Below are 26,103 nucleotides of genomic sequence, written 5' to 3' on the forward strand. Positions count from 1 at the left end.
GAGAGTTGTTAAAATGATGGATCAATTTCTATGGGTATTGTTTCCCTATATCATTTTTGCAATCTTTATCGGTGGACATATTTTTAGATACAACTATGATCAATTTGGATGGACATCAAAATCTAGTGAACTATTAGAAAAGAAAATGCTCCGAATCGGAAGTCTATTATTCCACTTTGGGATTATGTTCGTAATTGGCGGTCATGTTATGGGGATTTTAATTCCAGAAGCTGTATACCGTTCAATAGGTATTTCTGAGCATATGTATCATGTAGTAGCAATTAGTTTTGGTCTTCCGGCAGGTGTTGCTTCTATCATCGGTTTAATTATATTAACGTACCGCCGCGTAACTGTAAAACGTATCATTGCAACGAGTACAAAGGGAGATTATATTGCGCTTATTTTATTACTTATCGTAATGCTAGCAGGACTTTCTTCAACATTTTTAAATATCGATTCAAAAGGATTTGATTATCGTACAACAATTGGCCCTTGGTTCCGAAGTCTCTTTATTTTCCAACCGAAAGTTGAATATATGATGGAAGTACCAGTATGGTTTAAAATTCATATTCTTGCGGGAATGGGGCTTTTCGCAGTATGGCCATTTACTAGACTGGTACACGTATTTAGTGCCCCAATTAAATATATAAGCCGTAGCTATGTAATTTACAGAAGACGTATTCCTAATGAGCTGAAAAAATAATTTAGTTTTATATGTTTCGTAATTTATAAAGAAAGCCGAGATCTAATTGGAGACCTCGGCTTTCTTTGTAGGTATAAGTATCTAAATAAGACGCTAATCAATGCTACAAACAGAAGCAGAGCAATCTTCACAAGCAATTTCACATTTTAAAAATTGTAAATCGTGGATTGTAATCTTTCCTTTATGAATTGAAATTGTACCTTGCTTTTTTAATTCATTTAACATTCGATTTACACTTTCACGTGAAGTTGCACAGAAATTAGCAAGTTCTTGATTTGTTAATGGTAAATCGATGAGAATCCCATTTTCTTTTAATATACCGTAACTATTTGTCATTCGTATAAGGGTAGAATACAGGGCACCTTTTTTGCCGTGTAATACTAAATCTCGGAACTTCGTTTGCATTCTTCTTAAATGTTCACTAATCCATTTCATAAATTCAAATACAAGAGCTGGTTTTTGGAGTAATTCTTTTTCTAACGCTTCACGCTTTATAACGCCTACTTCAACATCTTCAAGGCATTTTGAATTTAATAAATACTTCGCATTATCCGTGAACAATGTTAATTCTCCAATAATGTCGTATGCCGAACAAATTCGAAGTGTTAGTTCTTGTCCGTCAGCACTAAGTTTACTAATTTGTACTTTTCCTGAGTGGATGATATAGAGTTCGGTTGCCTCCATACCTTCCTGAAAAATAAAACTACCTTTTTTAATTTGCATTTTATATTCAACAGATGCAAGTAATTCTTTTAAATCTTGAGATAATGTCATACTGTTTGCCACAGCAATCACCTTTCTTCTTATAAGCAATACATTTCCTATTTTGAGTGTAAATATGATGAAAATGCAAGAGCTATTTTAAAAATAATGTAAAATTTCAATGACCGTAAAGAGTATGGCCTGAAGATGTGAACAAAATACGAACGGATTTGTGAAAAGTTTTTGAATGGGGAAAGTGATGTGAGAAAAGTCACATTGAATATGTAGCTTCTTTTTTATAATAAAGGCAAATAAAAAAATGAAAGCTTACTAAGGATTGCAGCAGAAAAGAAGGGATAGAGATGCACAAGAACATAAAAGATTCTTTAAAGCGGCCACTTCAAGATTTACGTATTTCAGTTATTGATCGTTGTAATTTTAGGTGTACATACTGTATGCCTGCTGAAGTGTTCGGACCTGATTACGCTTTTTTAAAGGAAGAGCTTTTATTAACGTTCGATGAAATAGAAAGGTTAGCGAGATTATTTATAAGTATGGGAGTTAATAAAATTAGGCTTACTGGCGGTGAACCTTTATTGCGTAAAGACTTATCGACGTTAATTGCAAGACTTACAAATCTAGAAGGCTTACAAGATATTGGACTCACAACAAACGGAATTCATTTAGCAAAACAAGCTAAGGCGCTAAAAGAAGCAGGATTAAAGCGTGTGAATATTAGTTTAGATGCAATAGAGGATCATGTCTTCCAAAAAATTAATGGAAGAAATGTAAGTACGAAACCTGTACTGAAAGGAATTGAAGCAGCGAAGGAAGCTGGATTAGAAGTAAAGGTAAATATGGTCGTAAAAAAAGGGATGAATGATAGTCAAATTCTTCCTATGGTTCGTTATTTTAAAGAACAAGAAATACAGTTACGTTTCATTGAGTTTATGGATGTAGGCAGTACGAACGGATGGAACTTTGAGCAAGTCGTTACGAAGGAACAATTAATAGAGAAAATTAATCGTGTATATCCAATTGAGCCCGCTCAGCCTCGTTACTTTGGAGAGGTTGCGAAATTGTATCGATATGTAGGGAGTAATGCAGAAGTGGGATTTATTACTTCTGTTTCTGAGTCATTTTGTTCTTCTTGTACGAGAGCACGTATTTCGGCAGATGGTAAGTTTTTTACGTGCCTATTTGGAGAAAAAGGAACGGATTTGCGAACGCTTCTTCGAGAAAATATTTCTGATGCCTCACTATTAAAAATTTTACAACATACATGGCGATATAGAACAGATCGATATTCAGATGAAAGAACGGTTGAGAGTGCAAGTAAACGTCCAAAAGTTGAAATGTCTTACATTGGTGGATAGTGAAAGGAGGATTTCTTATGCAAGAGCGTTATTCAAGACAAGTGTTGTTTTCTGGAATTGGTGAAATGGGACAAAGAAAAATAAGAGAAAAGCATGTGCTCTTAATCGGTGCGGGTGCAATAGGGGCTGCGAATGCAGAAGCACTCGCTAGGATGGGAATTGGGAAATTGACAATTGCCGATCGTGACTATGTCGAATGGAGTAATTTACAACGGCAACAGTTATATACAGAAGAAGATGCAAAACAATGCAAACCAAAAGCAATTGCAGCGGCAGAACATGTAAGAAAGATTAATTCTGAAGTGGAAATTGTACCAGTTGTAATGGATGTCACAATGCAAGAAATAGAAGAGTTAACAAAAGAAGTGGATCTCATTATAGATGCCACTGACAACTTCGATACGCGCCTACTTATAAATGATATTTCACAAAAAGAAAATATACCTTGGATATACGGTGGATGCGTTGGAGGTTACGGTGTAACGTATACAAGTCTTCCAGGAAAAACACCATGTTTTCGCTGCTTAATGGATCATCCGATGGGCGGTGCAACATGTGATACAGCGGGAATTATTCAGCCAGCTGTACAGATGGTTGTTGCTCACCAAGTGACAGAAGCAATGAAAATATTGGTGGATGATTTCGAGACGCTACGAGGAACAATGTTATCATTTGATATTTGGAACAATCAATTTCTCTCATTAAAAGTAAATAAACAGAAAAAAAGTACATGTCCATCTTGCGGAAATACACGTACGTACCCAAGTTTAACATTTGAATCACAGGTGAAAACGGAGGTGCTATGCGGACGGAATACAGTTCAAATCCGTTCAGGAATAAAGAGAGTTCTAAATTTAAACGAAATCCAAAAAAGATTACAAAAAATTGTACATGTCCAAAAAACGCCGTACTTACTATCATTTCTAATTGATGAATATCGTTTCGTTTTATTTACAGACGGTAGGGCATTTATTCATGGGACAAGTGATGTGAAAATAGCAAAACGATTGTACGCAAAATATATAGGATGAACAGAGAGAGTTTCCCCCTTATTAAAACGAGGTGAAAAAGAATGTTAGCAAAACGTATACCGATTCCAGTGGCAGAAGCAGTTGCACGAGTAATGAAATATGCTCATCAAGGTGAAACAGAAGAGGTTTCTCTTATAGAAAGTTACGGAAGAACGCTTGGAGAAGATGTTATTGCAGATCATGATGTCCCGCATTTTGATCGCTCTCCGTACGACGGGTTTGCGATTCGATCAGAAGATACGAAAGAAGCAAGTAGTAGTAACCCTATTCAGTTTGAAGTAATTGGTGAAATTGGAGCAGGGGTTGTTTTTACAGAAGAAGTGAAAGCATTTCAAGCTGTCCGTATTATGACAGGAGCCGCAATTCCGAGAGGGTGTAATGCGGTTGTTATGTTAGAACTAACGGAAGGATTTGAAAAAAACGAAAAGACTTATATGACATTAAAACGCTGTTTCACAGCCGGTGATAACATTTCTTTTAAAGGTGAAGATGTAAAACAAAATACTATCCTTGTGAAAGAAGGGACTGTTATTAATCCTGGAGTAGCAGCACTTCTTGCTACGTTTGGTTATAGTACGGTATATGTTATAAAACAACCAGTGATTGGAATTGTAACGACGGGTAGCGAACTGCTTGAAGTACATGAAAAATTAAAGCCAGGGAAGATTCGAAATAGTAACTCCTATATGATAGCTGCTCAAATTGAACGAGCAGGGGGGATTGTACAGTATTATGGGCAATTCGCTGACGATTTTGAGACGTGTTATAACACTGTAAAAAAGGCGATAAAAGAAGTTGATATATTAATTACAACTGGTGGTGTTTCAGTAGGAGACTATGACTATTTACCTGCCATCTATGAGAGATTACGAGCTAATGTACTTTTTGACAAAATAGCGATGCGACCAGGAAGTGTGACAACTGTAGCTGAGGTAGAAGGAAAATTACTATTTGGTCTATCTGGTAATCCTTCTGCTTGTTATGTCGGTTGTGAATTATATGTTAGACCAGTGATTGGAAAATACTTGCATAGGGAAGATTCGCACATATATCGTGCAGAGGCAATTTTACAAAAAGACTTTCCGAAAGCAAACCCATTTACTCGTTTTGTAAGAGGGAGAGTGGAAATTGTAGATGGGCAATTACAAGTTACACCAGTTGGTTTAGATAAATCTAGCGCAATTTCTTCACTTGCAGAAGCGAATGCATTTATCGTTTTGCCAGGGGGAACGAGAGGATTTAAAGCTGGAATTACTGTTTCGGTACTGTTATTAGAATCAAACAACGGAAGTGAGTGGCCGTGGGAAGAGCCGCTTCGATCATACAAGTAATAGAAAAATAGGTTGCTAACTTATATAAAGATAAGAGGTGCAAAATGACACATACGTATTATGAAGTAATTGATACACCTATTTCAATTGAAGAAGTTACAAACAAAGTAATTCGTCGTGAGTGTGGTGCGGTTACTACTTTTATTGGTACTGTTAGAGAATTTACGAAAGGTCGACGTACACTTTGTTTAGAGTATGTAGCTTATAAGACAATGGCGGAGAAACAGCTTGAGAGAATTGGCACTGAAGTAGGAGAGAATTGGCCGGGGATATATGTCGCTATTACACATCGCATTGGTACATTACAAATTTCTGATCTTGCTGTTGTCGTTGCTGTTTCTACACCACACCGGAAAGCTGCCTATGAGGCGAACGAATATATTATGGAGCGTATTAAACAAATTGTTCCAATTTGGAAGAAAGAGTTTTGGGAAGATGGTGAGTCATGGATAGGTGATCAGTTAGAGAGGGTAACATATGCAAATGGTGAGCCTAGAAAGGAGATGAGAATATGATTGAAGTGCTATTATTTGCACATTTACAGGAAGAAGTAAGTAAGTCGTCATTGCACATAGATTGTGAAAATATTACAGTTGCGAAGCTGAAGGAAGTACTCATTAAGAAATACAACATAGCAATTTCAAACGAGATTATGGTCGCGATAAATGAAGAGTATGCAAATGAGAATGACATCATTCAAACTGGCGATATCGTAGCAATGATTCCGCCAGTAAGTGGTGGTTGATTCTTTTCAGCCTAATCATGTTAGGACGTGATTAGGCTGGAGAGAATGAATATAACTATGCATACATAGGAGGGAACAGAATGAAAAGTCCTAATTTTCAATTAAGTTTACAAACTTCTAATCTAATTATCGGTTTTATGGTATGGGTCATTTTATCATCATTAATGCCTTATATTAAAGCGGATATTCCATTAACTGCGGGACAAATTTCTATGGTCACAGCAGTACCTGTTATTTTAGGCTCTATTCTTCGTATTCCAATTGGTTATTGGACGAATCGTTTCGGAGCAAGAAAATTATTCTTTATTAGTTTTATTCTATTATTATTTCCTGTTTTTTATATTAGTGTTGCCAATTCTATGATGGATTTAATTATTGGTGGATTATTTGTAGGAATCGGTGGTGCTGTATTCTCTGTAGGAGTAACTTCTTTACCAAAATACTTTCCGAAAGAGAGTCACGGTTTTGTAAATGGTATTTACGGTGTCGGTAACGCCGGAACAGCAATTACTTCGTTTTTAGCACCTGTCATTGCAACTTCAGTTGGCTGGAGAACGACAGTACAATGTTATTTAGTTTTACTTGCAGCGTTTGCACTTATGAACTTTTTATTAGGTGATCGTAAGGAGAAAAAAGTGAATACACCACTAATGGAACAAATAAAAGGTGTATATAAAAATGAGAAACTTTGGTTTTTATGTATCTTTTACTTTTTAACATTCGGATCATTTGTCGCATTTACAGTATACTTACCAAACTTTCTAGTATCTCACTTCGGATTAGAGAAAGTAGATGCAGGTATGCGGACAGCCGGATTCATCGTACTCGCAACAATTATGCGCCCGATTGGTGGTTGGCTCGGTGATAAGTTTAATCCATTTAAAATATTAATCTTCGTATTTATCGGTTTAACACTTTCAGGTATTATTTTATCGTTTATGCCAAGTATGAACGTGTATACATTTGGTTGCTTACTAGTAGCATTTTGTGCAGGGATTGGTAATGGTACAATCTTCAAACTCGTTCCAATGTATTTCTCAGAACAAGCTGGTATTGTAAATGGTCTCGTATCAGCTTTAGGTGGACTAGGAGGATTCTTCCCACCGCTAATTTTAACATTACTATTCCAATTAACAGGTCATTATGCAATTGGATTTATGGCGCTATCAGAAGTCGCACTTGCTTGTTTAATCATTACAGTATGGATGTATAGCCAAGAGAAATTGTTAGTGATGTTAAAGAATCATTAATAAGGAAAAAGAACCATCCCAAAGTATATTGGGATGGTTCTTTTAGTAATAGGCTTCAACATGTTTTTATTGATATCTCAATAAACGCTTGTTTTCTATAAGAATGTGTTTTTAAAATGAAAAACAGAAGGCTTATGGAATTTTATTTTAAAATATAGAAGTCAAAAGTTATTCATTTAAAGGGTAGATTAGTGAAGGAAATCTTAAATCTATTCTAAAGATCGAACTCATTTTTAGAATGCAAATATTTAATTGAATCGGGATGTTTAGATGAAAAAAATATAAGTCCACTCAAGATAAACAAGTATCAGGTGTGTTAGGTGGTTTAAGCGACAAGTATGGGATTGATGTAAGTATTCTTCGCATAGTAACTGCAGTATCAGATTTTTTTAGGGCCAAATTTTTTGGTAAGGCTAACGGATATTGTGAAAAAAGTACTACACTAAAGAATACAGTTTAGTTCAATAAGATAAAATTATGAATTTGTATAAATAATCCATAATTTTCTTTATGAGTTATATTTGATATGTTAAAGAAAAGAGAGGGGAGGGAAATGAAATAAGAATTTTTGATGAGCATTTTCATATTATCGATTTCAGTTTTCTGATTATTGAGAACTAAGGGTGTTTTCCGATGAATGAAATGTGTCCACATTTAGTAAAGCGTTTAATCCAACTAAAATATATTTAGAATGAGGTTTTAAATGTTTGTATTTATTATATTAGACGTAATATTACCGATATTAATATTGATGCTAATTGGTGCAATCTTACAAAGAAAGTTCCAATTTAACTTAAAGCAGCTATCTACACTTATTACTTATTGCTTAATGCCAGCGGCTGTATTTGTGAATATATATGATATTCGTATAGAAACAGGTTTGTTGCTCCAGATAATATACTATTTAATGCTTTATAGTCTGAGTCTGATTATAGTAAGTCATTTCATTTCAAAAATATTAAAGTTAGAAAAAGGAGAAAGTGCAGCTCTAAAAAATAGCATTTCGTTAATGAATTCCGGTAATTATGGGTTACCAGTAAGTCAATTGATTTTCAGTCACAATCCAGTGGGGGTTTCCATTCAAATTTTTATTGTTATTTTCCAGAATCTTTTAACTTATTCATATGGGATATATAACTTACTATCAGCAACAAAAACAATCGGAGGTATTATTCAATCATTTCTAAGACTGCCTGTATTTCATGCACTCGTATTAGGGGTTTTCTTTCAATCTTTTACAATTCAAATACCTAATTCTATCTTTATTCCTCTTAATCAGCTTGCGAATGGTTTTGTTGCAATAGCACTCATATTGCTAGGGGCACAATTATCCAACATTAAGCTTAATTTTTTCCATCGAGTCATAACATGGGCTTTAATTGGAAGGTTACTGATGGGACCATTATTAGCACTTGCCGTAATATACATAATAAACATCGATGGTATTGTTGCACAATCATTATTTATTGCAAGTTCTTTTCCTACTTCAAGAAATACATCAACCATTGCTATGGAATATCAAATAGAGCCTGAATTACATGCACAAATCGTTTTATTTTCAACACTTTTCAGCATTATTACAGTAACTGTCGTTATTTATTTGTCATATATTTTGTTTTGAATATACGTGTTAAAACGAATAGATTTGAGGCGGTAAATGATGGCGGAAATCCCATAGATATGAGAAGAAAACAGTCTATGATATATTGGGTATCGTTTACAATTGTACCATGTCTGATAATCAAGTAGCTTAGACACAATTTCGCTTATAATTGACGTTACATGAGCTTAGTTTGATAGCGGTGGGGTGGGGAGTGTCAAGTAAGAAATTTTTCTTTATTGATTTTATGCGGTTTTTCCGCAAAATTGTAACTAAGGGGGATTCCAAGTTGAGTAAACAGAATATCAGCACAACAGTTTCAGGAGATATAATTGTTACCCATCTAGTTGGCAATATAAAAACAGATGATGTGTATGAATGGTTTAATGGTTTTGAGCAGGTTTGTCAGCAATTCATTTCTGAAGGGCGGAAATACAAATTGTTGGTGGATAGAAAAGGATACACGCCAAATCATTTTTCTGTTCAAAAAGTATGGAAAGAGAAGTTCTTCAATGAAATCATTTTGAATAACAGTAAGGCAATTGCATTTCTCCTTGAAGAGGGGGAGATAATGGATTATTTACAACAATCTAATACGAAAGAATCTGTGAGATTTTTTGATGATTATGAACAAGCGCTAATTTGGTTGAATGAATATCCAATATAAAACCTGTATTGAAGCAGTTGCTCTCAAGCAACTGCTTTTTTGTCCGTAATTGTTGCCGTTATTTTTCTTCACAGATTCTTGTCCAATTGTTTGTCTGATCCTAAAAAACGAAACTAAAGCAAAAAGAACAAACGCCTCTAAAAAACGTTTGTTCACAGTTAATTCCTATTTTAGCTAAGTGATAGATTACATTTTATGAGTACGAGAAAGTCTTTTTATAAGTTTAGGAAGGACAGAAGTTAATTCCTGTTTCATACGCTTCGTAAACGATGGGTCCTTACCTGAAGTCGAAATAGTGACAACATATTCATCATTTCGTATAACGCCAGGTGTGTGAAACGATGATGCTGTACCATCACTTACAACGTTAACCCACTGGAAATCATGAGCGGCCTGTTTGACCATCATATTTACAGCATGTTGATTTGTAGCTGCATAAATTAGATGAGCATCTTTAATATCATCATTACTAAAAGTTTTTTGCTTCCAAGTAATATAAGGAAGTTCTTTCATTTCCTCGCAAATCTCGGGGCTAATAACGGTGACGAAAGCGCCTGTATCTTTTAATCCAGACGCTTTTCGATATGCAATTTTACCTCCACCAATGATAACGACCACTTTATTTTGCAGATTAAACATAAGGGGGTACATGTTATACATATATGCATTCCTCCATTCGTTCTAACAATGTTAATTTCATATATGTATCAAACTGTAGGCAATTACAAGTCGTCACGTGATCGTATTTTTTTGTATACAACTTAATTTTTTGAAGCAATAATCCGGTAAAGAGAAGGTAGGGCATGACATATACATGGGATGCAGTTGATGTTATAGTCTTTAGCTCAGCAGTAAAAGAGGGCGTTCCTTTCGTTAAAAAGGAGCATGATACTGGTAGACTGAGTTTTTGTTCGACAGCTGCTCCGATTTGTTGTAACTCATGTATCGGCTGAAAATCACTACTACCTCTCCCTACGAGTAAAACACTACTACCTTGCATTGGCATAGTTTCACGTATTCTTTTCACTACAAGTTCAACCATATGCGGATGCGTACTAAAAGGTTGTACAACTGAAAATGAGATATGTGGATATTGATTTTTCATTTTCGCTATCTCCAAAGGAATATCACGTTTATAGTGAGCTGCTGCAAATAATAAAACAGGTACAATCATTATTTCAGTTACTCCCTCTATTATCGTTTCTGTAACTGCATCCGAAATAGTAGGTGTCGTTAGTTCTAGAAAAGCTATTTTTTGAATTCTTTCGTTTCGCTCTTTCATAACAGATTGAATAAATTGAATGAATTGTTCATTACCTTCTTGTAGCCGGCTTCCATGTCCAACATATACAATTCCTTTCATTGTCTCACCATGTCTTTCTTCATAAGAGTTTCTTGTAATTGATGATCTACGTTATGAAACCCAACTTTATTTGCATAGTGTAAAGTTGGAACGTCGGTATACGAGAATGGGAGAGTAAGAATATTGATAAAGCCAAGGCGTTTTATTTCTGCTAGAAACGTATCAATAGAAGCACGACCTTCAAATACAATGCTATCCCATGAGAATTCAGAAAGAATACGTGAATGAATTTCATCGAAGCGATGATCAATTGTGTACTCATGAGTCATCATATAGGAACCAGCACCAATTTTTTCTTGAATAACAGCAATTCGGTTAATGTTTCGTCCTAAATAAATCGTTGAATTCGAAGAAAATTGCGCAGGTTTACTGAACAATCCATATTGCATGAGCTTTTCTTGAATAGAAAGGTTCATATACTGAAGTTCTGCCTGTAAGGAACGAATATCTTTATGATATTTACTGCATGATTGCATTAAGATGTCTACACTGTCAGCGGAACAAAATACAAGACGATCAACGTTAAAAATCTTATTGATTTGTTCAGAGGTTACTGTGTATTCTTTCTTTTTGAAAGTTGGAATTTGATATATTTCTGCACCGGACTCTTGTAACTTTTGCTTTATTGCGCTTTTTTTATTTGTTGCAGCTGCAAATAAAACTTTCTTGCCGTGCAATGGTTTACGTTCTTTCCAAGAGATTTGATTCCGCAAAGTAACAACATCACCAACAATTGTCATAGAAGGATTAGAAATATTTTCGTTTTTGACAATAGAAACAATGGTAGACAGTGTCCCTGTGACAACGCGCTGTTTACCAGTTGTACCCCATTCAATGACTGCTACTGGCGTATCTTCTTTTTTTCCTGCTTGTAGTAAGTTTTCACAAATTGTAGGTAAGTTTTTTATACCCATGTAGTAGGCAATCGTGTCGCTATTGTGAGATGAATTATATTTTCCATGATCGGTTAAGGGACCTTTTGCATGTCCGGTTAATAAAGTGACACTATTACTGTAGTCACGGTGGGTGAGGGGAATACCTGCATAGCTACTAGCGGCGATGCTAGATGTAATGCCTGGTACAATTTCATATGGAATATTTGCTGCTGCTAAAGTTTCTGCTTCTTCACCAACACGGCCAAAAATAGATGGATCTCCGCCTTTTAATCGGACAACAATTTTGCCCTCTTTCGCAAATTGAAGAAGGTGTGCGTTAATTATTTCTTGCCGCATAATATGATTCTTTGGCATTTTTCCGCAATACATAAGTTCACATGTTTGTTTTGTATAGCTAAGAAAGAAAGGGTTTAGTAAACGGTCATATAAAACAATATCTGCACGTTTTAAACACTCTATCGCTTTTTTTGTAATAAGCCCTTCATCACCTGGTCCTGCACCAACTAAATATACATATCCGTTCATAATTGCACCTCATCAATTTTTATTTAAAAGGAAGCCAGAGGAGGCTTCCTTTCGAAAATTACATGTATAAATAAATGTCACCGTCAATAACTTCTACTTCGTATGTTTGAATACAGCCGTCATCAGGTTTTTGAACTTCACCTGTTAGTAGTGAGATTTTCCAATCATGCAGTGGACAAAAGACGAATTCTCCAGACACAATCCCTTCTGCTAACGGTCCGTTTTTATGAGGACAACGATTTTCTACAGCTCGAATATCGCCATTTGAAAGGCGGAATAGGGCGATAGACATACCTTTCATTTGCACTTCTTTACCGATTTGAATAGCAAGATCTTCCGCACGCATAACTTTTATTTTTTCTTTCGTGTGTATCATTTAGATCACAGCTCCTTATTTCACAGTTTCTACTTCATACATCGCTTTTAATGATTTCGTTTCTAGTGCTTGTCCCCATGCTTCCGTATATGTTCTACGAGCTGTTTGGAAACGTTCATTTAACGTAGTAACCATACTTGCATCTTGTAGTATTTCTTTTATGTGATCGAAGCCTAAACGTTCTGTCCAGTAGGCGGTACGCTCTCCGTAAATACCAGTTTCACGATAATATTGCATGTAAGCTGCAGCGATGCGAAGGACATCATCTTCAGTAGGGACAATCATTACAAAATCAGCTTCACGTACTTCTGTACCACCATTTCCGCCAATATAAAGTTGGTATCCATTTTCGACACAAACAACGCCAAAATCTTTCGTCAGTACTTCCGCACAGTTACGCGGACAGCCCGTTACACCCATCTTCATTTTATGAGGTGTATCTACCATTTCTAATGATTGTTCAAGGAGCATACCAAGTCCTAATGAATCTTTCGTACCGAAACGGCAGAAGCGAGAACCAACACATGATTTTACATTACGAAGCGATTTTGAATATGCATACCCCGAAGTCATATGTAAGTCAGCCCATACGTTAGGTAAATCTTGTTTCTTGACACCGTATAAGCCAATTCGGCTTGCACCGGTAATTTTCACAAGTGGAACATCATACTTCTTCGCAACTTCAGCAATTTTCATTAAATCATCAGCTGTTGTAACGCCTCCGTACATACGTGGAATAACAGAGAATGTACCATCGTGCTGGATGTTACCATTCATTCTTTCATTAACGAAACGGGACGATTTATCATCTTCATATTCTTCTGGAATCGCCATACGTAAATAGTAGTTTAAAGCAGGGCGGCATTTCGAACAGCCGTCTTCATGTGCAAAACCAAGAACATTTCGTACTTCTTTTGGAGATTTTAAGCCTTTCTCGTGAATGGCTGCTACGACTTCATCACGGGATAAAGGTGTACATCCACACATACCGGCAGATTGCGCTGAGGCATCAAAAGCATCTCCAAGTGTATGAGATAAAACTTGTTCCACAAGTGGACGACATTTACCACAAGAACCTGCGGCTTTCGTACAGCCTTTAACTTCTTCAAAAGTCGTTAACTCTTGTTCTAAAATGGCGTGAACGATTGAACCTTTCGTAACACCATTACATCCACAAATCGTGTCATCCGCACTCATTGTAGCAACGTCAAATTCACTTTCTTCACCAGCTTTGTGAAGAAGGGAAGCTGGTGTATATTCTTGTATATCTTCTTCCTTCTTTAACATGCTAAAGAGACGTGTACCGTCAGCTGTGTCACCATATAAAACGATACCGACGACTTTATTATCACGAATTAATACTTTTTTATAGGAACGTTTACATTCATCAAAGATTGATATTGCTTTCGTTTGATCATCTTCATAAATTTGACCAGCAGAGAATAAATCACAACCTGCAACTTTTAATTGCGTACCGACGATACTGCCCGAATATCCATCAGTTTGTAAATTTGTTATATGTTTTGCTAGTATCGCACCTTGTTCATAAAGAGGAGCAACAAGTCCATATGCGATACCGTCATGCTCTGCACATTCTCCAACTGCATAAATGGACTCATCATTTGTTAGCATATAGTCATTGACTACAATACCGCGATTTACAATTAAACCGGCATCTTTTGCTATTTGCGTATTTGGGCGTATTCCGACAGCCATTACGATTAAATCACAATCTACAACTTCACCATCTTCAAATTGAATGCCCTCAACATGGTCTGTACCAAGAATTTTTACAGTTTTCTTTTCCATTAGAAATTTCATGCCTTGCGCTTCTAAATCTTCGCGCAGAAGAGAAGCTGCTTTCGTATCTAGTTGTTGCTCCATTAAGTTTGGCATTAAATGAACAACATGTACGTCCATCCCTAAGTCAATAAGACCTCTTGCGGCTTCTAAACCAAGTAACCCACCACCAATGACAACAGCCTTTTTCTTTTCATTAGCGGTATCAATCATAAATTGTGTATCTTCAATTGTTCGAAATCCTGTTACACCAGGGAGAGTGGAACCTTCTACAGGCAAAATAAAAGCACTAGAACCTGTTGCGATAATGAGTTTGTCATATGTAAGAGTACGATTCTTTTCTGTAATAATAATTTTTTCTTCTCGGTTAATACTTTGAACTTTTTCATTTGTATACAAAGTTATTTCGTTTTCTTCATACCAACTGTATTCATTCATAATGATATCTTGCATATTTGTTTTGCCTTGTAAAACATGAGAGAGCATAATACGGTTGTAGTTTGGATGAGGTTCATCTCCAAAAATAGTAATCTCATATGAATCACTATCATGTTTTAATATTTCTTCCATACAGCGTATGCCAGCCATACCATTTCCGATCATAACTAAACGTTTTTTCATTTTCGTTTCCCCTTTTTCTGTGAAATGTTGAACAAAGGATTATGTTTTTATTATAGAAAATCAAAAAAGGAAGAGATGTGATGTTTATCACATTTTTATAATGATTCACAAATTGTTAAAATTCGGATTTATTCGAGAGGGATGTGTATAGTCTTTACCAAATGAAAGAGCAGGACATAAGTATGTATACTCATGTCCTGCTCTTTATTTATGCTCTCGTAATGGCACGTGGAAATAAAATATTATTTTCTAAATGAATGTGCTCAAATAAATCAGACTCTAGCGCTTCAAGACGTTGGTAAACAAGTCGATAAGTACCGCAAGCTCCTTCTGGAGGAGTAAAGTCATTTGTAACTTTACGAAGTTCTTTAATAATGTTGCCTGCGTGGTTATGTTCATTTTCCAACTCATCTACTATTTTACGTAATTTCACATAGTTTTCGTCAATTGGATTTTGTTCAAATTCTAAAATTAATGGGAAATCTTCTGTTTCTTCTTTAATTAAATGCTGTTCTAATTCCATCTTTAATTCGTGAAATAGCTTATGAATTTGAGCTAAGTGAGGCTGACTTGCTCCGTGGACGCGTAATACTTTCGTCACATACGGACTTAACTGTGGTAATTCTTCATTTAAATAGCGATGATGCTTATTTATAACATAATCAATCAATTCACGATAAGAAGCATTTTTCCAATCAATTTCAGATTCATTTAATCGTTTCGTATTATGATAAAGCGTATTTAATTCTGTAAGTACTTCTGTTGCTGATAAATTTCTTTCATGAATTGCATCAATAAGTGGTTTATTACCACCACAACAAAAGTCTATTCTATATGATTTAAAAAGATTACTAGCTTTTGGAAATTGTGTAACAATCTCACCGACAATAGAAGTTTCAGTAAATGTATGTTCCATATGAATGCCTCCATAAAGTTTGAATGTAATATCTAAATTAAGAATAGCAATAAATGAAAAACAATGTGGTGATTGAAATCACTTATAATGTGTCAATTTTAAGGATAATCAAATGAGTTTTATAAAAGGAAGAGGGAGAGGGAATTCGTCATAATAGTTTCTGATAATAAAAAAGAAGCTTACTAGAAGCTTCTTTTTTACTACTATTTTTCACATGCAACTCCATCGCCATCACGATCAAGATGTGAGTCATAACCTGGTTGTCCTTTATATAGAGGAGCTTTCCCGGCAGCTCTAACTGCGGCACAATTTTTGTAATATGCACTACTAGTATTTCCTGAAGCAGGTTGTGTTTGAGCTTGCTGTGCTTTTTGCTCTTCTTGTTGCTTACGAGCTTGTTCATCAGCCTGACGTTTTTGCTCTTCTTGTTGCTTACGAGCTTGCTCATCAGCTAGGCGTTTTTGCTCTTCTTGTTGCTTACGAGCTTGCTCATCAGCTAGGCGTTTTTGCTCTTCTTGTTGTTTACGAGCTTGTTCATCGGCTAGACGTTTTTGCTCTTCTTGTTGTTTACGGGCTTGTTCATCAGCCTGACGTTTTTCATCCTCTTGCTTACGAGCTTGTTCATCGGCTAGACGCTTCTCATCTTCTTGCTTTTGAGTTTTTTCGTCCGCCTCTTTTTTCTTTTCGCTATCTTTCTGTTCTTCATTGTTAGAAGCAACTTTTGTACTAGTTGCTGTCGTTTTTTCAGAAGAAGGATCTGAAATACCTGATAGCGCAACAAAAATGACAAATAATACGGCTGTAATAATAAATTGTTTTTTCGCTACACCTGTTTTCTTAATAACAGATAAGATTGCTAGAACAAGGAAGAATATAAATAGAATGAAACTTAAAGTAGAAAAAAACTGCGACGACGGGGTGTTCCGATTTTGTTGTACCGGCCGTTATTAATATAATAGAAATCATAAAAAGAATAACGGTAGGACGTCCATATTGTTTTGCTTTTCCATTTTTCTTAAAGAATGAAATAATACATAAGATTAAAAGAATAAAAGCAATAAAAAATAAAGCTGCACCAATATTACTTAAAATCGTCATTTTCATACCTCCATTTGTAAGATTCTTCTTATTGATTATATAGGAACTTATTGGATATTACACGTTTTATATAAATTTAGAAAGTTAATATTTTTACTAGACTTATAAACATTTATTTTGTATATAAGGAAAAATAGATATATTTCCTATTACGTTTTGAAAGAGATTTCATAAATTATAGTATATCGATTGAAAGGAGGAGATTTGAATGGAATTTCAATTGTTGGTAACTTGTATATTACAAGAAGGTAATGCTTACTTTTTAGTAACGAAGGTAGACGATGTTATTACGTTAAAAGTACCGATTACTGCGGGAGTAGCAGGTTTATTTTTAGCTTTAGGTGTACCAAGATGTTCTTAATTTAAATCTCTATAGTAGAAGGGGAAGGGACATGCCTTCCTTTTCTACTATTACATAATATAATTATGTAAACTTAAATATCATATTTGTGATAGCACGTTTGAAATGGACATGCATATACTATAATGTTTCATTGGATGTTAGCGGTGAAAGGTAGTTTTAATAAGTGCATCCAGTGATGTTTTTAAGTTATGAAAATAAAAGAGGTGCTATTATATATGAAAAGAAAAACATTTGATATTCCAGTTACATTGCGAAGAGAGTGGTTTTTACTAGAGTTAGCTTATTTAACGAAAAAATATGGAATTGAAATTGCAACTAGCAAAATGGATGCTGCACCGTTTTTAAGAGATCAAGTTACAGAATCAAAGATAGGGAAAGGGTTACAATACGATAAATATGATGATGAATATATAATTGAAAATTAAAGGGTAACAACAAAATTAAATTAATTTATAACAAAGTATATAATAAAGCAGATTCTAAATATAGAATCTGCTTTATTATGAAGTACTTGTAGTCAACTAACCTCTTTCTAGTGTTTTTCCTACATATTTCTCTTGCGTTATTCCAAAAGATTCACGAAGAATGCGAGCATAATCTTTAGATTCTATTGGTCGTTTATTTTTAGTGCCTTTAAAGGTTTCTGTATAATTTTTATTTGTTAATGATATGTGACCATAAGTAGTTAATTTACAAGTGATAGCCCCTTTATTAAAAGGAGATTCTTTATGCTCTACAATCACTTTTTGAATGTTATTCACTTTTTTCTCATCTATTGGATCTACAGTGAAAGCATAGCCTATTTTCCATTCGTTTGAAGGTTCAGATTGTAAGAAACTTGTAGATTCCCCGTTAGCCCCTTTTCTCATTTCTAAAATATGCGTACCTTTTCGAGTATTTCGCTTACGAATTCGATATTCTCCTGTTTGAGAGGAGATGACTTCTCCGTTAAAAGGGACTGGATGTAAAGGGAGATGAGATGCAAAACCTGCATCCACAACATAATCTTTATCCTCATGACTTAATATGATAATGACATGACCATCATCGGGTTTCCATTTATTATCGTACAGATCATAAACAGTACCGGCTACTTTGTATACTTGAAACCCACAATCAATTAAAAAATAATACAATAAGGAGTTTAATTCATAACAAAGTCCACCTCGTTTTTGAATAAGTAACTTTTCTATTAAGTTATCTTTTGAGATATTTTTAATAGTACCAGCCATAATATCAAGATTTTCATAGGGGAGAATCATTCCCATTTTTAAGAGAATTTCATCTAAATCATCAAATGTTATTTCTTTTGCAGGAATTTTTAAGCGTTTAAAAAACTCCTTTTGTAAATTGGTCATCATAAAGTATTCTCCTTTCTTTTTACAGAATTTTCTTCTGCTCACCGATAGGTTAGTACTTCTAAAAAGTTAATTCAAGTGCGCGGAAATTATCATAATATATGTTTCTGGAAATGTGATTGTTTTTTCTGAAATTTCAGTTTAATTTTTAATTGTAGGAAAGTCTTATAATATAAGCTCCTTTAAAATTAGTTTGTATTTAATGAAAAGAAAGTACAGATCTTTATTATATTTTTAAATAACTAACTAGTAATAAAATGTTTTTTCACTAAAATTTTTTCAAGATTTGTATGCTTTATATAAACAATATTGATTTAAAAAATATCTGGATGTAGCTAAGTAAACAATTATTGAGAAACTTTTTTGTCGTATTCTATCAAAAGGAAGAGGTAGAAACAAAGAGAATAACGAGAGTTAAGAAAGAGGGTATACAACTAGTAACCTTCTAAAAATAGGGCTAACATCTTTTTAAAATAAAAGATTAGCTATTATTAAGGAAGGGAAAATATAAAATATTATAAAGAACACCTTCTTTCAAAAAAATAGGGGGAGTAATATGCGACTGATGAGAAGATGTGTGGCCTTACTAATTGTATTTTTTATCATGGCTCCAACGATTAGCACAAATGTACAGGCAGAAGTTGTAAAAGAGCTTGGAAAGGGGTTTCCTGATACAGAAGTATTCACACCTGGAGAATGGTTTTTAGGCCAAAAACCTGCTAATTATGATGAGAATAAACCGCCAATTCTCTTTGTACAAGGAAGAAATGGTAATGCTGATAGTTGGTATGGAAAGACAGTATATCATGATATAAATGATATGTATGATTATGCTTTAAAAGCAGGCTATCAAACAGTGTTTATACAATTGTATGATGCTGCGGGGAAAGGTTCGGCTAGTCAGTGGGATAACGGAAAATTGTTAGCACAAAAACTGGAAGAAATATATAATCATTTCGGTAAAAAAGTTAATATTGTAGCGCATAGTAAAGGTGGTATTGATACACAAGCCGCATTAGTTGAATATGGTGCGAATCGATTTGTTGGAAATGTTATTACACTTGCTACACCGCATCACGGCTCAAATTTAGCAGATTTGTCATATAGTTGGTGGGCAGGGTGGCTTGCTTCTATATTAGGTCAAAAAGATGATGGTACGTACTCGTTACAAATAGGTGAAATGGCAAAGTTTCGTTCAATAATAGATAACAACCCAGCAGCTAAATTAAACCGTTACTATACGGCTACTGGAACTAGCTGGGGGCCAACATTTTCTGCATTATCTATGGGTGGGTTATATTTATCATCGTACGGTTCAAATGATGGACTAGTAAATGAATGGAGTGCCAAGCTATCGTACGGTACACATTTATTTACAGATTCCAGATTTGATCATGACAATATAAGAAAAGGATCAGCTGTTTTTGCACGAATTGAACCATATTTACGTACGACAAATGTGGGATTACCAGCTTTAGTAGCATCCAGCACTAGTTCAAATGAAAATCTAGAACAATTAAATACAACTTCAAATCAAAATATTTTAGGAGGCGAATTACCACAAAATCAGTGGATAGAGCAAAGTATTTCTGTTGATAAAAAGGCTGAAGGAATAGTTTCTGTACTAACTGCTTCTTCTGATGTTGAAGTACAAATGGTATCTCCAAAAGGAAAAATCTATGCAAATAAAGATAGCGCTATAACTACTAGTGAAGGCGAATCTTTCTTTAATGGGGCGACAATTAGAACATTTAAGTTTGATAAATTGGAAGTAGGCGAATGGAAAATCAAAATGATGGCGAAGCAGTCGAAAGATGCATATTTAGTTGTAAGCGATTACAAGGGTGGCGCGCCATTTGTTCTTCAAATGCCTACAAAAGTTAAAGTAAATAAACCTGAGTATAAACTGAAAAAATCACCTGTAGCACCTGAAATGAAAGGGGATCTTTCCATAACAGTAAGAGTCGTTAATAAAGAAGGTAAGTTAGTCTCTGAATTTAATGAATTACAAAATGTTAATACGAATACATTTACAGGTGCTTTGAAAGATATAAAACAACCGGGAGTATATAACGTTACGATGGATATAAAAGGGATGAATAAAGAAGGAAAATCATATAATCGTACGATTGTTAAGTCGGTTTATGTAGAGAAATAAGGAAGAATAAATAAGTATAATAAAAAAGTGCAGAAATCTTGTGTTAGAAAGAATTCTGCACTTTTTTTGCGTGATGAAAGATAATAAAAGTCGAAGAAAACTGTTATTCAATAAAAAAAGATGCTGAAATAGCATCTGAATGTAAAGAAATAATATTAACTTAGTTTTGTAACTGTTAATTCAACTGAATTTATACCATTGTCACAAGTTACAATACTTTGACGATTAAAACCACTATTATTTCTAAGTTGAAGAGTTGAATTAGCAGGCACTGTAACAATCGTTTCGCCAACGAGTTGAAGACATTCGTTATTTGATGAAGTATTCATTTGAATAGCGAAGTCACCTTGACTATTAGCAAGTGGATTGTTATTTAAAAATATAGTTATGACTGGGATATGTGGAAATACAGGATTTAAAGTAGTATTAATACTGGAAATGAACGAAACTCTATAATCACCAAATTGTCTAAAGTGTATAGTAGTAGGATTTAGTAAGGAAACGCCTCCTGCTAAAGGTCCAACGTGATTAAATGGAAAAGGATCGCCAAAAGGAACAGTTATAAATTCAGTTTGCCAAAAAGTTCCGTATGCAGGACAGCTGCGTTTATGTGAATGGTCACATGAACATTTTTTATACGAGTTTGAAGAATGATAGTATGAACCCAATATATTACCTCCTATTCTTAATAAATTAAAACCACATAGTAGTTTATGAAGGTGAATCACAATTGGCGTGTATGCTTGTACTATAAAAGGAGATAGATGTGGAATATAAAGTGGTCAAATGATGAAATGTAGTATTTGGGTATTACCTGTAACACCTTTTGAAGATGATAAGGTTCATAATTTGATAGAAAAATAAATGGAATTTCTAAATAGATTGAAGTAACGAGGAAACGTTTATCTCACTATTTTCCGAGCAGTAAGACTCCCATCTCAAAATTCAGCGAAAGCAAAGAAGTTAGGTGGGGATGAACAAAACCCCCACTCATTAAAGTTTCACTTTACTATATTAATTTCATCTGACAAACAGCAATATTATCTTTCGCTGTATGGATGTTATCATTTGGTGAAGTTATGGCATTTAACTGTATGTATATTAGGTTATTCAGTTTATTTTTTTATTTGCGTAGCTGAGCAGGAAGGAGTCAGAAAATATAGAATAATGTACATATGAAGCATCGTTTGTTTTTGGTGTGAATAGTAATTAAAGATACGCTAAAATATTTAAAATTGTAACGAAAGAGAGATTAAATAATAGAGGGAGCAACTTACATGGAAAATATATTAAAGGTATCTTCAAAATCAAGCCCAAATTCAGTCGCGGGTGCAATAGCGGGTGTACTAAGAACAAGTGGTAATGTGGAAATTCAAGCGATTGGGGCTGGAGCTATAAATCAAGCGATTAAAGCAATTGCGATTGCAAGAGGGTTCGTCGCTCCAAGTGGTATTGACTTAGCCTTCGTACCAGCATTTCAAGAGATTTCTATCAATAATGAAGATAGAACAGCGATTAAATTAATTGTAGGTCCTAGAAAGAAAAGGTCTTAGTAGAAGAGAGTGTTACTATAAGGGGAAAAGACCAATAGACTTCCCATGTTAGATACGTTATTTTATGTAACCGATCCTTGGGTGTGGACATGGCATTATGCCGGACGCATGTCTGTTAAGTTTTCCTTAAACTTAGCGAGTGTTCTAGATACTTAAAAATGCCAAATCCTTTGTGACATAAGGGATTTGGCATTTTTGATGTTTTTAAAAATAAACAACCCTAAAACTGCTCATTTAGAAGATTTAGTTTTAGTAGCGGCCATTGAACGTTTTTATGATAGTTTACCTGATAAATAGAAGAGTTTACCAATGAAAAGTAACTGGGGGATTCAAAAAATGAATCAAACTATTTTAGAGAAAGTCCTAAAATTTCGGGATGATAGGAACTGGAAGCAGTTCCACAATCCTAAAGATTTAGCTATTTCTCTTTCTTTAGAGGCGAGTGAGTTGTTGGAGAATTTTCAGTGGAAAAGCAGTGAGGAAGCTGTAGAAACAAAAAAAGAAGACATGAAAGATGAGTTGGCAGATCAATTGGATATTGACTTAGAAGAGATTATTATAAACAAAATAGAAAAAATAATAAAAAATATCCAGTAGAGAAATCTCGAGACTCTAAAAAGAAATATAATGAAATTTAAAAAAGGTGGAATTAAATATGTTATATCTTTTTACTGCAAGTAATGATAGTGCTATAAAAAATTTGGAAGCTACTATTGAAAAAATATATCCTATTTCTACATGTTTAGCAGATTTAGATGCCGATACAGTAACTAAACTTAAAGATAATGAATTACATGAGAATGTATGTATGTGGGGAGCAACTCCTGGTTCTTCAAATGTTGATAGATGGGAAAAGTTAAAAGAGGGTGACAGGATTTTAGCATATTCTAAAGGGGAATTTAAGTTTTTCGGGACAATTTTTGCTAAGACTCATAACCCAGATGTGGCTAGAAAAATTTAGAAAACAAACGATAAGGATGAAACTTGGGAATACATCTATTTTATTAAGGACCTAAAACCTGTAAACATTAAAGCAATCGAATTCGCAGCTTTCTTTGGCTACAAATTGAACCATACACCACAAGGATTTACTAATATTGATTCGGATTTTAGTAAAGTAAAGATTGCAGAAGAAGAGAAATCGGAAAATCGAAAAAAAACTAAAATGGAATCTGGTAGGGAAGTATGGCCTCGTGATCCGAAAAAAGCTAAACAAGCTATTAAACAGGCAGAATTTAAATGTGAAATAGATGACACACATGAAACATTTGTATCGGAAGCCAGCCGAAAAAATTATATGGAGGCCCATCATCTAATACCGTTAAGAATGCAACATGATTTTGAAAATAGTTTAGATGTTGTTGGAAATATAGTTAGTATATGTCCGAACTGTCATAGGTTGATTCATTATGGAAGAGACAAAGATAAGAAAAAAGTTTTAGAACTTCTCTTTGAATAAAGAAAAGATTCTTTGAAGAAGTTCGGTATTGAGGTATTTCTCAAAGAGCTATTTGGATACTATGGAATTCTAAAATAAGAATATTCATAGCTATACGGAAGGTAGAATGTTTCATACTTAAACATAGGTATTATTGTGATGGAAATTTAAATTTCGTCTTTTGAAAGTATCAATAATTTGTATTATTTTTATAGGGTTATATATTTTTCTTTTGCTCTGCTGTATAGCAGAGCTCTTTTTTTGTCGTACAAAAGCCACCTATATATGTGAAGTGCACCCCAATTGTTAGGCTGTGTCTAACAATTGGGGTGCACTTCAGTCCTGTCGGGCGGCTTCTTTTAATTTATATTCACCAATTCATCAAACTTAAACTTAGTATTCAAACCAAAAGCATCTGTACAATATATAGTTTTCGTCATCGGTTCAATATGTAATACATTTATGTACATGTCTTGCACCATTCCATCACGATAGTATGAGATATGTATTTCTTCTTCCTCGTGAAAAGATTGCATTAACGCTCTTTCTATTCGTTCCATAGTATCTTGTGTTAAAAAAGGTTTAGGTACTTTATATTGTTCCTCAAACATTCTATGTATTTCCTCGTATTGCTCCGGTATTGAAGCAAACGGATTCCATTTCACCATACCTCTTCCACATACTACAGGAAAGCCGTTATATTCCATGATGTAATACCTCACTTTTGTTTTTTTAACTCCACTACAAACAAGCGTGTGTTCTTTTTTGGGGTTTGAAAAGGGACCATTTTGTTAACATGAATATTCAAAAATAATTTTTTCAAGTTAGAATATTCAAAAACTTATTTATGCAAACAAGCATGTCATGATAACATTTAACAAAAGGGGGTAGAAGTAGATGAGTGTTGACATTATTTCTAAAGAAGAAATCACAAAATTATTAAACGACTGGTATCAAGCTATGATTTCACAACGTGTATTACAGTCTCAGAAAATAAAAGAAGATATTGCAAATAAAATCAATAATATTAAGGAAGACCAAACAATATTAGTCTACTACGCTTTATTGAATGCACGGTATAAACTGCTAATTCGGGATATGGATAGTACAAAAGATATTCTGGACAAAATCGAGCCTTTACCAGAGTCTACAGAAACATTTTTAGAGTACTATCATCATTTATTTAAAGCAATTTACGCTATTAATAAAGCAAACCATAGTGAAGCAAGAATGCAATTTGAAAAAGCTGAAACGTTTTTAGAGTACATGCATGATGAAATTGAAAAAGCTGAATTTAATTATTGGCTTGCAGTCCATTACTATCACGTATTAAAACCGATCCTAGCAGTTCAATTTGCTACAAAGGCGAATGAAGTATTTTCAATTAGTCCAGGGTATGAATTAAAAACTGCAGCATGCTTAAATACTTTAGGAATGGCACACATTCGACTAAATGAATTCGAAAGTGCAGAGGAATATTTACTTTCAGCACTAGGTACCTTCCAAAAATCTAATGATGAACTTCTTATTAAACGAGTTAAGCATAATTTAGGACTTTTATACGCAAGTCAAAACATGCCAGAGTTAGCAATTAAACACTTAGAGGATTCATTAGAAAATAACGCTAAAACTATGTTTCTTTTAGCAAGAGAACATTTTAAGTTAGGTTATAGTCATATCGCTAATGAATATATTGAGAATGGCTATAAGATTAGCGACTTATGTTATCGTCATCATTTCCGAATTTTAAAAGCAGTACATAACTATGTACCGCAAGAAGAATTAGAAAATGTGGTTATAGAAGGTATTTCGTATTTTGAAAAAGAAGAATTATATGATTGGGTAAAAGAATATGCTTCTCTTTTAGGTGAAATATTCTATGGTTCAGAAAATCACAGAAAAGCAAGCAAGTATTTGCACATCGCTTTAGATGCAGACAAAAAGAGCATAGAAAGAAGGGCGCTAAAATGAAAAAAGCAATCTTATTAATGATGATGTTATCCGCTGTTTTTACTTTTGGTCTTACTAATGCAAAAGACATACCACAAAACGAAGCAATTGAAGTGTTTATGGATCATGGAGAACATATTTAAAACCTTAAGGAAGAGGGCGCTTATAGTGTCCTCTTTTTAATATCTATTATTTATATAATGAGGTTGCAGGTACGTCTTTTGGTTATTGTTTGATAAACGTAAGATGTTTCTAAAAATGTGTATACAAAGGTGTATTTTT

General features: G+C 34.3%; 28 protein-coding genes and 2 pseudogenes. 19 read left to right on the forward strand and 11 right to left on the reverse strand.

Annotation, left to right across the window (positions count from 1 at the left end; all coding sequences use genetic code 11):
- The first annotated feature begins 13 nt into the window (after positions 1 to 13).
- Entirely contained in the window at positions 14 to 703 is a 690-nt protein-coding gene (gene narI / locus BC_RS10630; protein ID WP_000969212.1) for a respiratory nitrate reductase subunit gamma, read from the forward strand.
- Positions 704 to 796: 93 nt separating this feature from the next.
- Here narI and BC_RS10635 read toward each other — a convergent pair whose 3' ends face one another.
- Positions 797 to 1,489: a Crp/Fnr family transcriptional regulator gene (locus tag BC_RS10635; RefSeq protein WP_000013857.1), complete on the reverse strand. Its 693-nt coding sequence runs from the start codon at positions 1,487 to 1,489 to the stop codon at positions 797 to 799.
- A 278-nt stretch (positions 1,490 to 1,767) separates the two neighbouring features.
- Between BC_RS10635 and moaA the strand changes: the two genes are divergently transcribed.
- The 9 genes and pseudogenes from moaA (at position 1,768) to BC_RS10680 (ending at position 9,405) form a co-directional block, all read left to right on the forward strand.
- The gene (gene moaA, locus BC_RS10640) at positions 1,768 to 2,781 is read left to right on the forward strand and encodes a GTP 3',8-cyclase MoaA (protein WP_002197699.1); all 1,014 of its coding nucleotides are present in this window, start codon (positions 1,768 to 1,770) and stop codon (positions 2,779 to 2,781) included.
- Between the two features lie 17 nt (positions 2,782 to 2,798).
- Complete coding sequence (locus tag BC_RS10645) at positions 2,799 to 3,812, forward strand: molybdopterin-synthase adenylyltransferase MoeB (RefSeq protein ID WP_001158122.1); 1,014 nt, start codon at positions 2,799 to 2,801, stop codon at positions 3,810 to 3,812.
- Between the two features lie 41 nt (positions 3,813 to 3,853).
- Positions 3,854 to 5,143: a molybdopterin molybdotransferase MoeA gene (locus BC_RS10650; RefSeq protein ID WP_000880215.1), complete on the forward strand. Its 1,290-nt coding sequence runs from the start codon at positions 3,854 to 3,856 to the stop codon at positions 5,141 to 5,143.
- 44 nt (positions 5,144 to 5,187) lie between these two features.
- Entirely contained in the window at positions 5,188 to 5,658 is a 471-nt protein-coding gene (gene moaE / locus BC_RS10655; RefSeq protein WP_000149962.1) for a molybdopterin synthase catalytic subunit MoaE, read from the forward strand.
- Positions 5,655 to 5,888 carry a molybdopterin converting factor subunit 1 gene (moaD, locus tag BC_RS10660; RefSeq protein WP_000573688.1) on the forward strand — a complete coding sequence of 78 codons (234 nt, stop codon included), beginning with the start codon at positions 5,655 to 5,657 and terminating at the stop codon, positions 5,886 to 5,888. Before moaE ends, moaD begins: the two co-directional genes overlap by 4 nt.
- 80 nt (positions 5,889 to 5,968) lie before the next feature.
- On the forward strand, positions 5,969 to 7,138 hold the full coding sequence (gene narK / locus BC_RS10665) for a nitrate transporter NarK (RefSeq protein WP_000841841.1): 1,170 nt from the start codon (positions 5,969 to 5,971) through the stop codon (positions 7,136 to 7,138).
- 274 nt (positions 7,139 to 7,412) lie between these two features.
- Positions 7,413 to 7,541 (forward strand): annotated as a pseudogene (locus tag BC_RS28000) (PspC domain-containing protein); the annotation flags it as partial.
- A gap of 300 nt (positions 7,542 to 7,841) precedes the next feature.
- Complete coding sequence (locus BC_RS10675) at positions 7,842 to 8,759, forward strand: AEC family transporter (protein ID WP_000497497.1); 918 nt, start codon at positions 7,842 to 7,844, stop codon at positions 8,757 to 8,759.
- A gap of 226 nt (positions 8,760 to 8,985) precedes the next feature.
- Positions 8,986 to 9,405 (forward strand): STAS/SEC14 domain-containing protein, encoded by a 420-nt coding sequence (locus BC_RS10680; protein ID WP_073339619.1) that lies wholly within the window; start codon positions 8,986 to 8,988, stop codon positions 9,403 to 9,405.
- A 186-nt stretch (positions 9,406 to 9,591) separates the two neighbouring features.
- On the opposite strand, the gene BC_RS10685 is transcribed toward BC_RS10680, so the two are convergent.
- The 7 genes and pseudogenes from BC_RS10685 to BC_RS10715 form a co-directional block, all read right to left on the reverse strand.
- Positions 9,592 to 10,065, reverse strand: a complete 474-nt coding sequence (locus tag BC_RS10685) for a precorrin-2 dehydrogenase (RefSeq protein ID WP_000282590.1) — start codon at positions 10,063 to 10,065, stop codon at positions 9,592 to 9,594.
- Positions 10,058 to 10,768: a sirohydrochlorin chelatase gene (locus tag BC_RS10690; protein WP_000676478.1), complete on the reverse strand. Its 711-nt coding sequence runs from the start codon at positions 10,766 to 10,768 to the stop codon at positions 10,058 to 10,060. The genes BC_RS10685 and BC_RS10690 overlap by 8 nt, the downstream gene beginning before the upstream one ends.
- Positions 10,765 to 12,189: a uroporphyrin-III C-methyltransferase gene (locus BC_RS10695; RefSeq protein WP_001014945.1), complete on the reverse strand. Its 1,425-nt coding sequence runs from the start codon at positions 12,187 to 12,189 to the stop codon at positions 10,765 to 10,767. Before BC_RS10695 ends, BC_RS10690 begins: the two co-directional genes overlap by 4 nt.
- Before the next feature lie 58 nt (positions 12,190 to 12,247).
- On the reverse strand, positions 12,248 to 12,565 hold the full coding sequence (gene nirD / locus BC_RS10700; RefSeq protein ID WP_000581982.1) for a nitrite reductase small subunit NirD: 318 nt from the start codon (positions 12,563 to 12,565) through the stop codon (positions 12,248 to 12,250).
- Between the two features lie 15 nt (positions 12,566 to 12,580).
- Positions 12,581 to 14,986 (reverse strand): NADPH-nitrite reductase large subunit, encoded by a 2,406-nt coding sequence (nirB, locus tag BC_RS10705; protein WP_000746941.1) that lies wholly within the window; start codon positions 14,984 to 14,986, stop codon positions 12,581 to 12,583.
- Between the two features lie 208 nt (positions 14,987 to 15,194).
- Positions 15,195 to 15,902, reverse strand: a complete 708-nt coding sequence (gene ric / locus BC_RS10710) for an iron-sulfur cluster repair di-iron protein (protein ID WP_000401371.1) — start codon at positions 15,900 to 15,902, stop codon at positions 15,195 to 15,197.
- Positions 15,903 to 16,105: 203 nt separating this feature from the next.
- Positions 16,106 to 17,000: pseudogene (locus tag BC_RS10715) on the reverse strand (excalibur calcium-binding domain-containing protein).
- Between the two features lie 208 nt (positions 17,001 to 17,208).
- Between BC_RS10715 and exsG the strand changes: the two are divergent.
- Both exsG and BC_RS10725 read left to right on the forward strand, forming a co-directional pair.
- Positions 17,209 to 17,361, forward strand: a complete 153-nt coding sequence (exsG, locus tag BC_RS10720; protein WP_000395679.1) for an exosporium protein ExsG — start codon at positions 17,209 to 17,211, stop codon at positions 17,359 to 17,361.
- A 218-nt stretch (positions 17,362 to 17,579) separates the two neighbouring features.
- Entirely contained in the window at positions 17,580 to 17,789 is a 210-nt protein-coding gene (locus BC_RS10725) for a hypothetical protein (protein WP_000824197.1), read from the forward strand.
- A gap of 96 nt (positions 17,790 to 17,885) precedes the next feature.
- Here BC_RS10725 and BC_RS10730 read toward each other — a convergent pair whose 3' ends face one another.
- On the reverse strand, positions 17,886 to 18,725 hold the full coding sequence (locus tag BC_RS10730) for an arylamine N-acetyltransferase family protein (protein WP_000988903.1): 840 nt from the start codon (positions 18,723 to 18,725) through the stop codon (positions 17,886 to 17,888).
- A gap of 553 nt (positions 18,726 to 19,278) precedes the next feature.
- On the opposite strand from BC_RS10730, the gene BC_RS10735 reads away from it, so the two are divergent.
- Entirely contained in the window at positions 19,279 to 20,880 is a 1,602-nt protein-coding gene (locus tag BC_RS10735; RefSeq protein ID WP_001238705.1) for an esterase/lipase family protein, read from the forward strand.
- A 155-nt stretch (positions 20,881 to 21,035) separates the two neighbouring features.
- Here the strand turns inward: BC_RS10735 and BC_RS10740 are convergent, their stop codons facing one another.
- On the reverse strand, positions 21,036 to 21,548 hold the full coding sequence (locus tag BC_RS10740) for a hypothetical protein (RefSeq protein WP_000536148.1): 513 nt from the start codon (positions 21,546 to 21,548) through the stop codon (positions 21,036 to 21,038).
- Between the two features lie 609 nt (positions 21,549 to 22,157).
- Between BC_RS10740 and BC_RS10745 the strand changes: the two genes are divergently transcribed.
- The 4 genes from BC_RS10745 to BC_RS10760 all read left to right on the forward strand — a co-directional run bounded on the left by BC_RS10745 (position 22,158) and on the right by BC_RS10760 (position 23,892).
- Complete coding sequence (locus BC_RS10745) at positions 22,158 to 22,433, forward strand: stage V sporulation protein S (protein WP_000427799.1); 276 nt, start codon at positions 22,158 to 22,160, stop codon at positions 22,431 to 22,433.
- Between the two features lie 309 nt (positions 22,434 to 22,742).
- Positions 22,743 to 23,030, forward strand: a complete 288-nt coding sequence (locus tag BC_RS10750; RefSeq protein WP_002025705.1) for a hypothetical protein — start codon at positions 22,743 to 22,745, stop codon at positions 23,028 to 23,030.
- A gap of 58 nt (positions 23,031 to 23,088) precedes the next feature.
- Positions 23,089 to 23,394 carry a hypothetical protein gene (locus BC_RS10755; RefSeq protein WP_000966111.1) on the forward strand — a complete coding sequence of 102 codons (306 nt, stop codon included), beginning with the start codon at positions 23,089 to 23,091 and terminating at the stop codon, positions 23,392 to 23,394.
- A gap of 105 nt (positions 23,395 to 23,499) precedes the next feature.
- Positions 23,500 to 23,892 carry an HNH endonuclease gene (locus BC_RS10760; RefSeq protein WP_001016941.1) on the forward strand — a complete coding sequence of 131 codons (393 nt, stop codon included), beginning with the start codon at positions 23,500 to 23,502 and terminating at the stop codon, positions 23,890 to 23,892.
- A gap of 338 nt (positions 23,893 to 24,230) precedes the next feature.
- Here BC_RS10760 and BC_RS10765 read toward each other — a convergent pair whose 3' ends face one another.
- Positions 24,231 to 24,578 carry a YolD-like family protein gene (locus tag BC_RS10765; RefSeq protein ID WP_000456178.1) on the reverse strand — a complete coding sequence of 116 codons (348 nt, stop codon included), beginning with the start codon at positions 24,576 to 24,578 and terminating at the stop codon, positions 24,231 to 24,233.
- A gap of 190 nt (positions 24,579 to 24,768) precedes the next feature.
- On the opposite strand from BC_RS10765, the gene BC_RS10770 reads away from it, so the two are divergent.
- Both BC_RS10770 and BC_RS10775 read left to right on the forward strand, forming a co-directional pair.
- Positions 24,769 to 25,842: a tetratricopeptide repeat protein gene (locus BC_RS10770; RefSeq protein WP_000109855.1), complete on the forward strand. Its 1,074-nt coding sequence runs from the start codon at positions 24,769 to 24,771 to the stop codon at positions 25,840 to 25,842.
- Complete coding sequence (locus BC_RS10775) at positions 25,839 to 25,964, forward strand: aspartate phosphatase (RefSeq protein WP_000709201.1); 126 nt, start codon at positions 25,839 to 25,841, stop codon at positions 25,962 to 25,964. Before BC_RS10770 ends, BC_RS10775 begins: the two co-directional genes overlap by 4 nt.
- The last annotated feature ends 139 nt before the right edge of the window (positions 25,965 to 26,103 follow it).

Source organism: Bacillus cereus ATCC 14579 (genome assembly GCF_000007825.1).
GTDB classification, from domain to species: Bacteria; Bacillota; Bacilli; order Bacillales; family Bacillaceae_G; genus Bacillus_A; species Bacillus_A cereus.

Coding starts and splice junctions, on each gene's coding strand:
- BC_RS10645 (WP_001158122.1), top strand. CDS start 2,799: ATGCAAGAGCGTTATTCAAGACAAGTGTTGTTTTCTGGAATTGGTGAA.
- BC_RS10685 (WP_000282590.1), bottom strand. CDS start 10,065: ATGTATAACATGTACCCCCTTATGTTTAATCTGCAAAATAAAGTGGTC.
- BC_RS10680 (WP_073339619.1), top strand. CDS start 8,986: ATGCGGTTTTTCCGCAAAATTGTAACTAAGGGGGATTCCAAGTTGAGT.
- BC_RS10735 (WP_001238705.1), top strand. CDS start 19,279: ATGCGACTGATGAGAAGATGTGTGGCCTTACTAATTGTATTTTTTATC.
- nirB (WP_000746941.1), bottom strand. CDS start 14,986: ATGAAAAAACGTTTAGTTATGATCGGAAATGGTATGGCTGGCATACGC.
- moaD (WP_000573688.1), top strand. CDS start 5,655: ATGATTGAAGTGCTATTATTTGCACATTTACAGGAAGAAGTAAGTAAG.
- BC_RS10725 (WP_000824197.1), top strand. CDS start 17,580: ATGAAAAGAAAAACATTTGATATTCCAGTTACATTGCGAAGAGAGTGG.
- BC_RS10695 (WP_001014945.1), bottom strand. CDS start 12,189: ATGAACGGATATGTATATTTAGTTGGTGCAGGACCAGGTGATGAAGGG.
- moaE (WP_000149962.1), top strand. CDS start 5,188: ATGACACATACGTATTATGAAGTAATTGATACACCTATTTCAATTGAA.
- BC_RS10770 (WP_000109855.1), top strand. CDS start 24,769: ATGAGTGTTGACATTATTTCTAAAGAAGAAATCACAAAATTATTAAAC.
- BC_RS10750 (WP_002025705.1), top strand. CDS start 22,743: ATGAAAAGTAACTGGGGGATTCAAAAAATGAATCAAACTATTTTAGAG.
- BC_RS10765 (WP_000456178.1), bottom strand. CDS start 24,578: ATGGAATATAACGGCTTTCCTGTAGTATGTGGAAGAGGTATGGTGAAA.
- BC_RS10675 (WP_000497497.1), top strand. CDS start 7,842: ATGTTTGTATTTATTATATTAGACGTAATATTACCGATATTAATATTG.
- moaA (WP_002197699.1), top strand. CDS start 1,768: ATGCACAAGAACATAAAAGATTCTTTAAAGCGGCCACTTCAAGATTTA.
- BC_RS10755 (WP_000966111.1), top strand. CDS start 23,089: ATGTTATATCTTTTTACTGCAAGTAATGATAGTGCTATAAAAAATTTG.
- narI (WP_000969212.1), top strand. CDS start 14: ATGATGGATCAATTTCTATGGGTATTGTTTCCCTATATCATTTTTGCA.
- exsG (WP_000395679.1), top strand. CDS start 17,209: ATGGAATTTCAATTGTTGGTAACTTGTATATTACAAGAAGGTAATGCT.
- narK (WP_000841841.1), top strand. CDS start 5,969: ATGAAAAGTCCTAATTTTCAATTAAGTTTACAAACTTCTAATCTAATT.
- BC_RS10650 (WP_000880215.1), top strand. CDS start 3,854: ATGTTAGCAAAACGTATACCGATTCCAGTGGCAGAAGCAGTTGCACGA.
- ric (WP_000401371.1), bottom strand. CDS start 15,902: ATGGAACATACATTTACTGAAACTTCTATTGTCGGTGAGATTGTTACA.
- BC_RS10745 (WP_000427799.1), top strand. CDS start 22,158: ATGGAAAATATATTAAAGGTATCTTCAAAATCAAGCCCAAATTCAGTC.
- BC_RS10730 (WP_000988903.1), bottom strand. CDS start 18,725: ATGATGACCAATTTACAAAAGGAGTTTTTTAAACGCTTAAAAATTCCT.
- BC_RS10775 (WP_000709201.1), top strand. CDS start 25,839: ATGAAAAAAGCAATCTTATTAATGATGATGTTATCCGCTGTTTTTACT.
- nirD (WP_000581982.1), bottom strand. CDS start 12,565: ATGATACACACGAAAGAAAAAATAAAAGTTATGCGTGCGGAAGATCTT.
- BC_RS10690 (WP_000676478.1), bottom strand. CDS start 10,768: ATGAAAGGAATTGTATATGTTGGACATGGAAGCCGGCTACAAGAAGGT.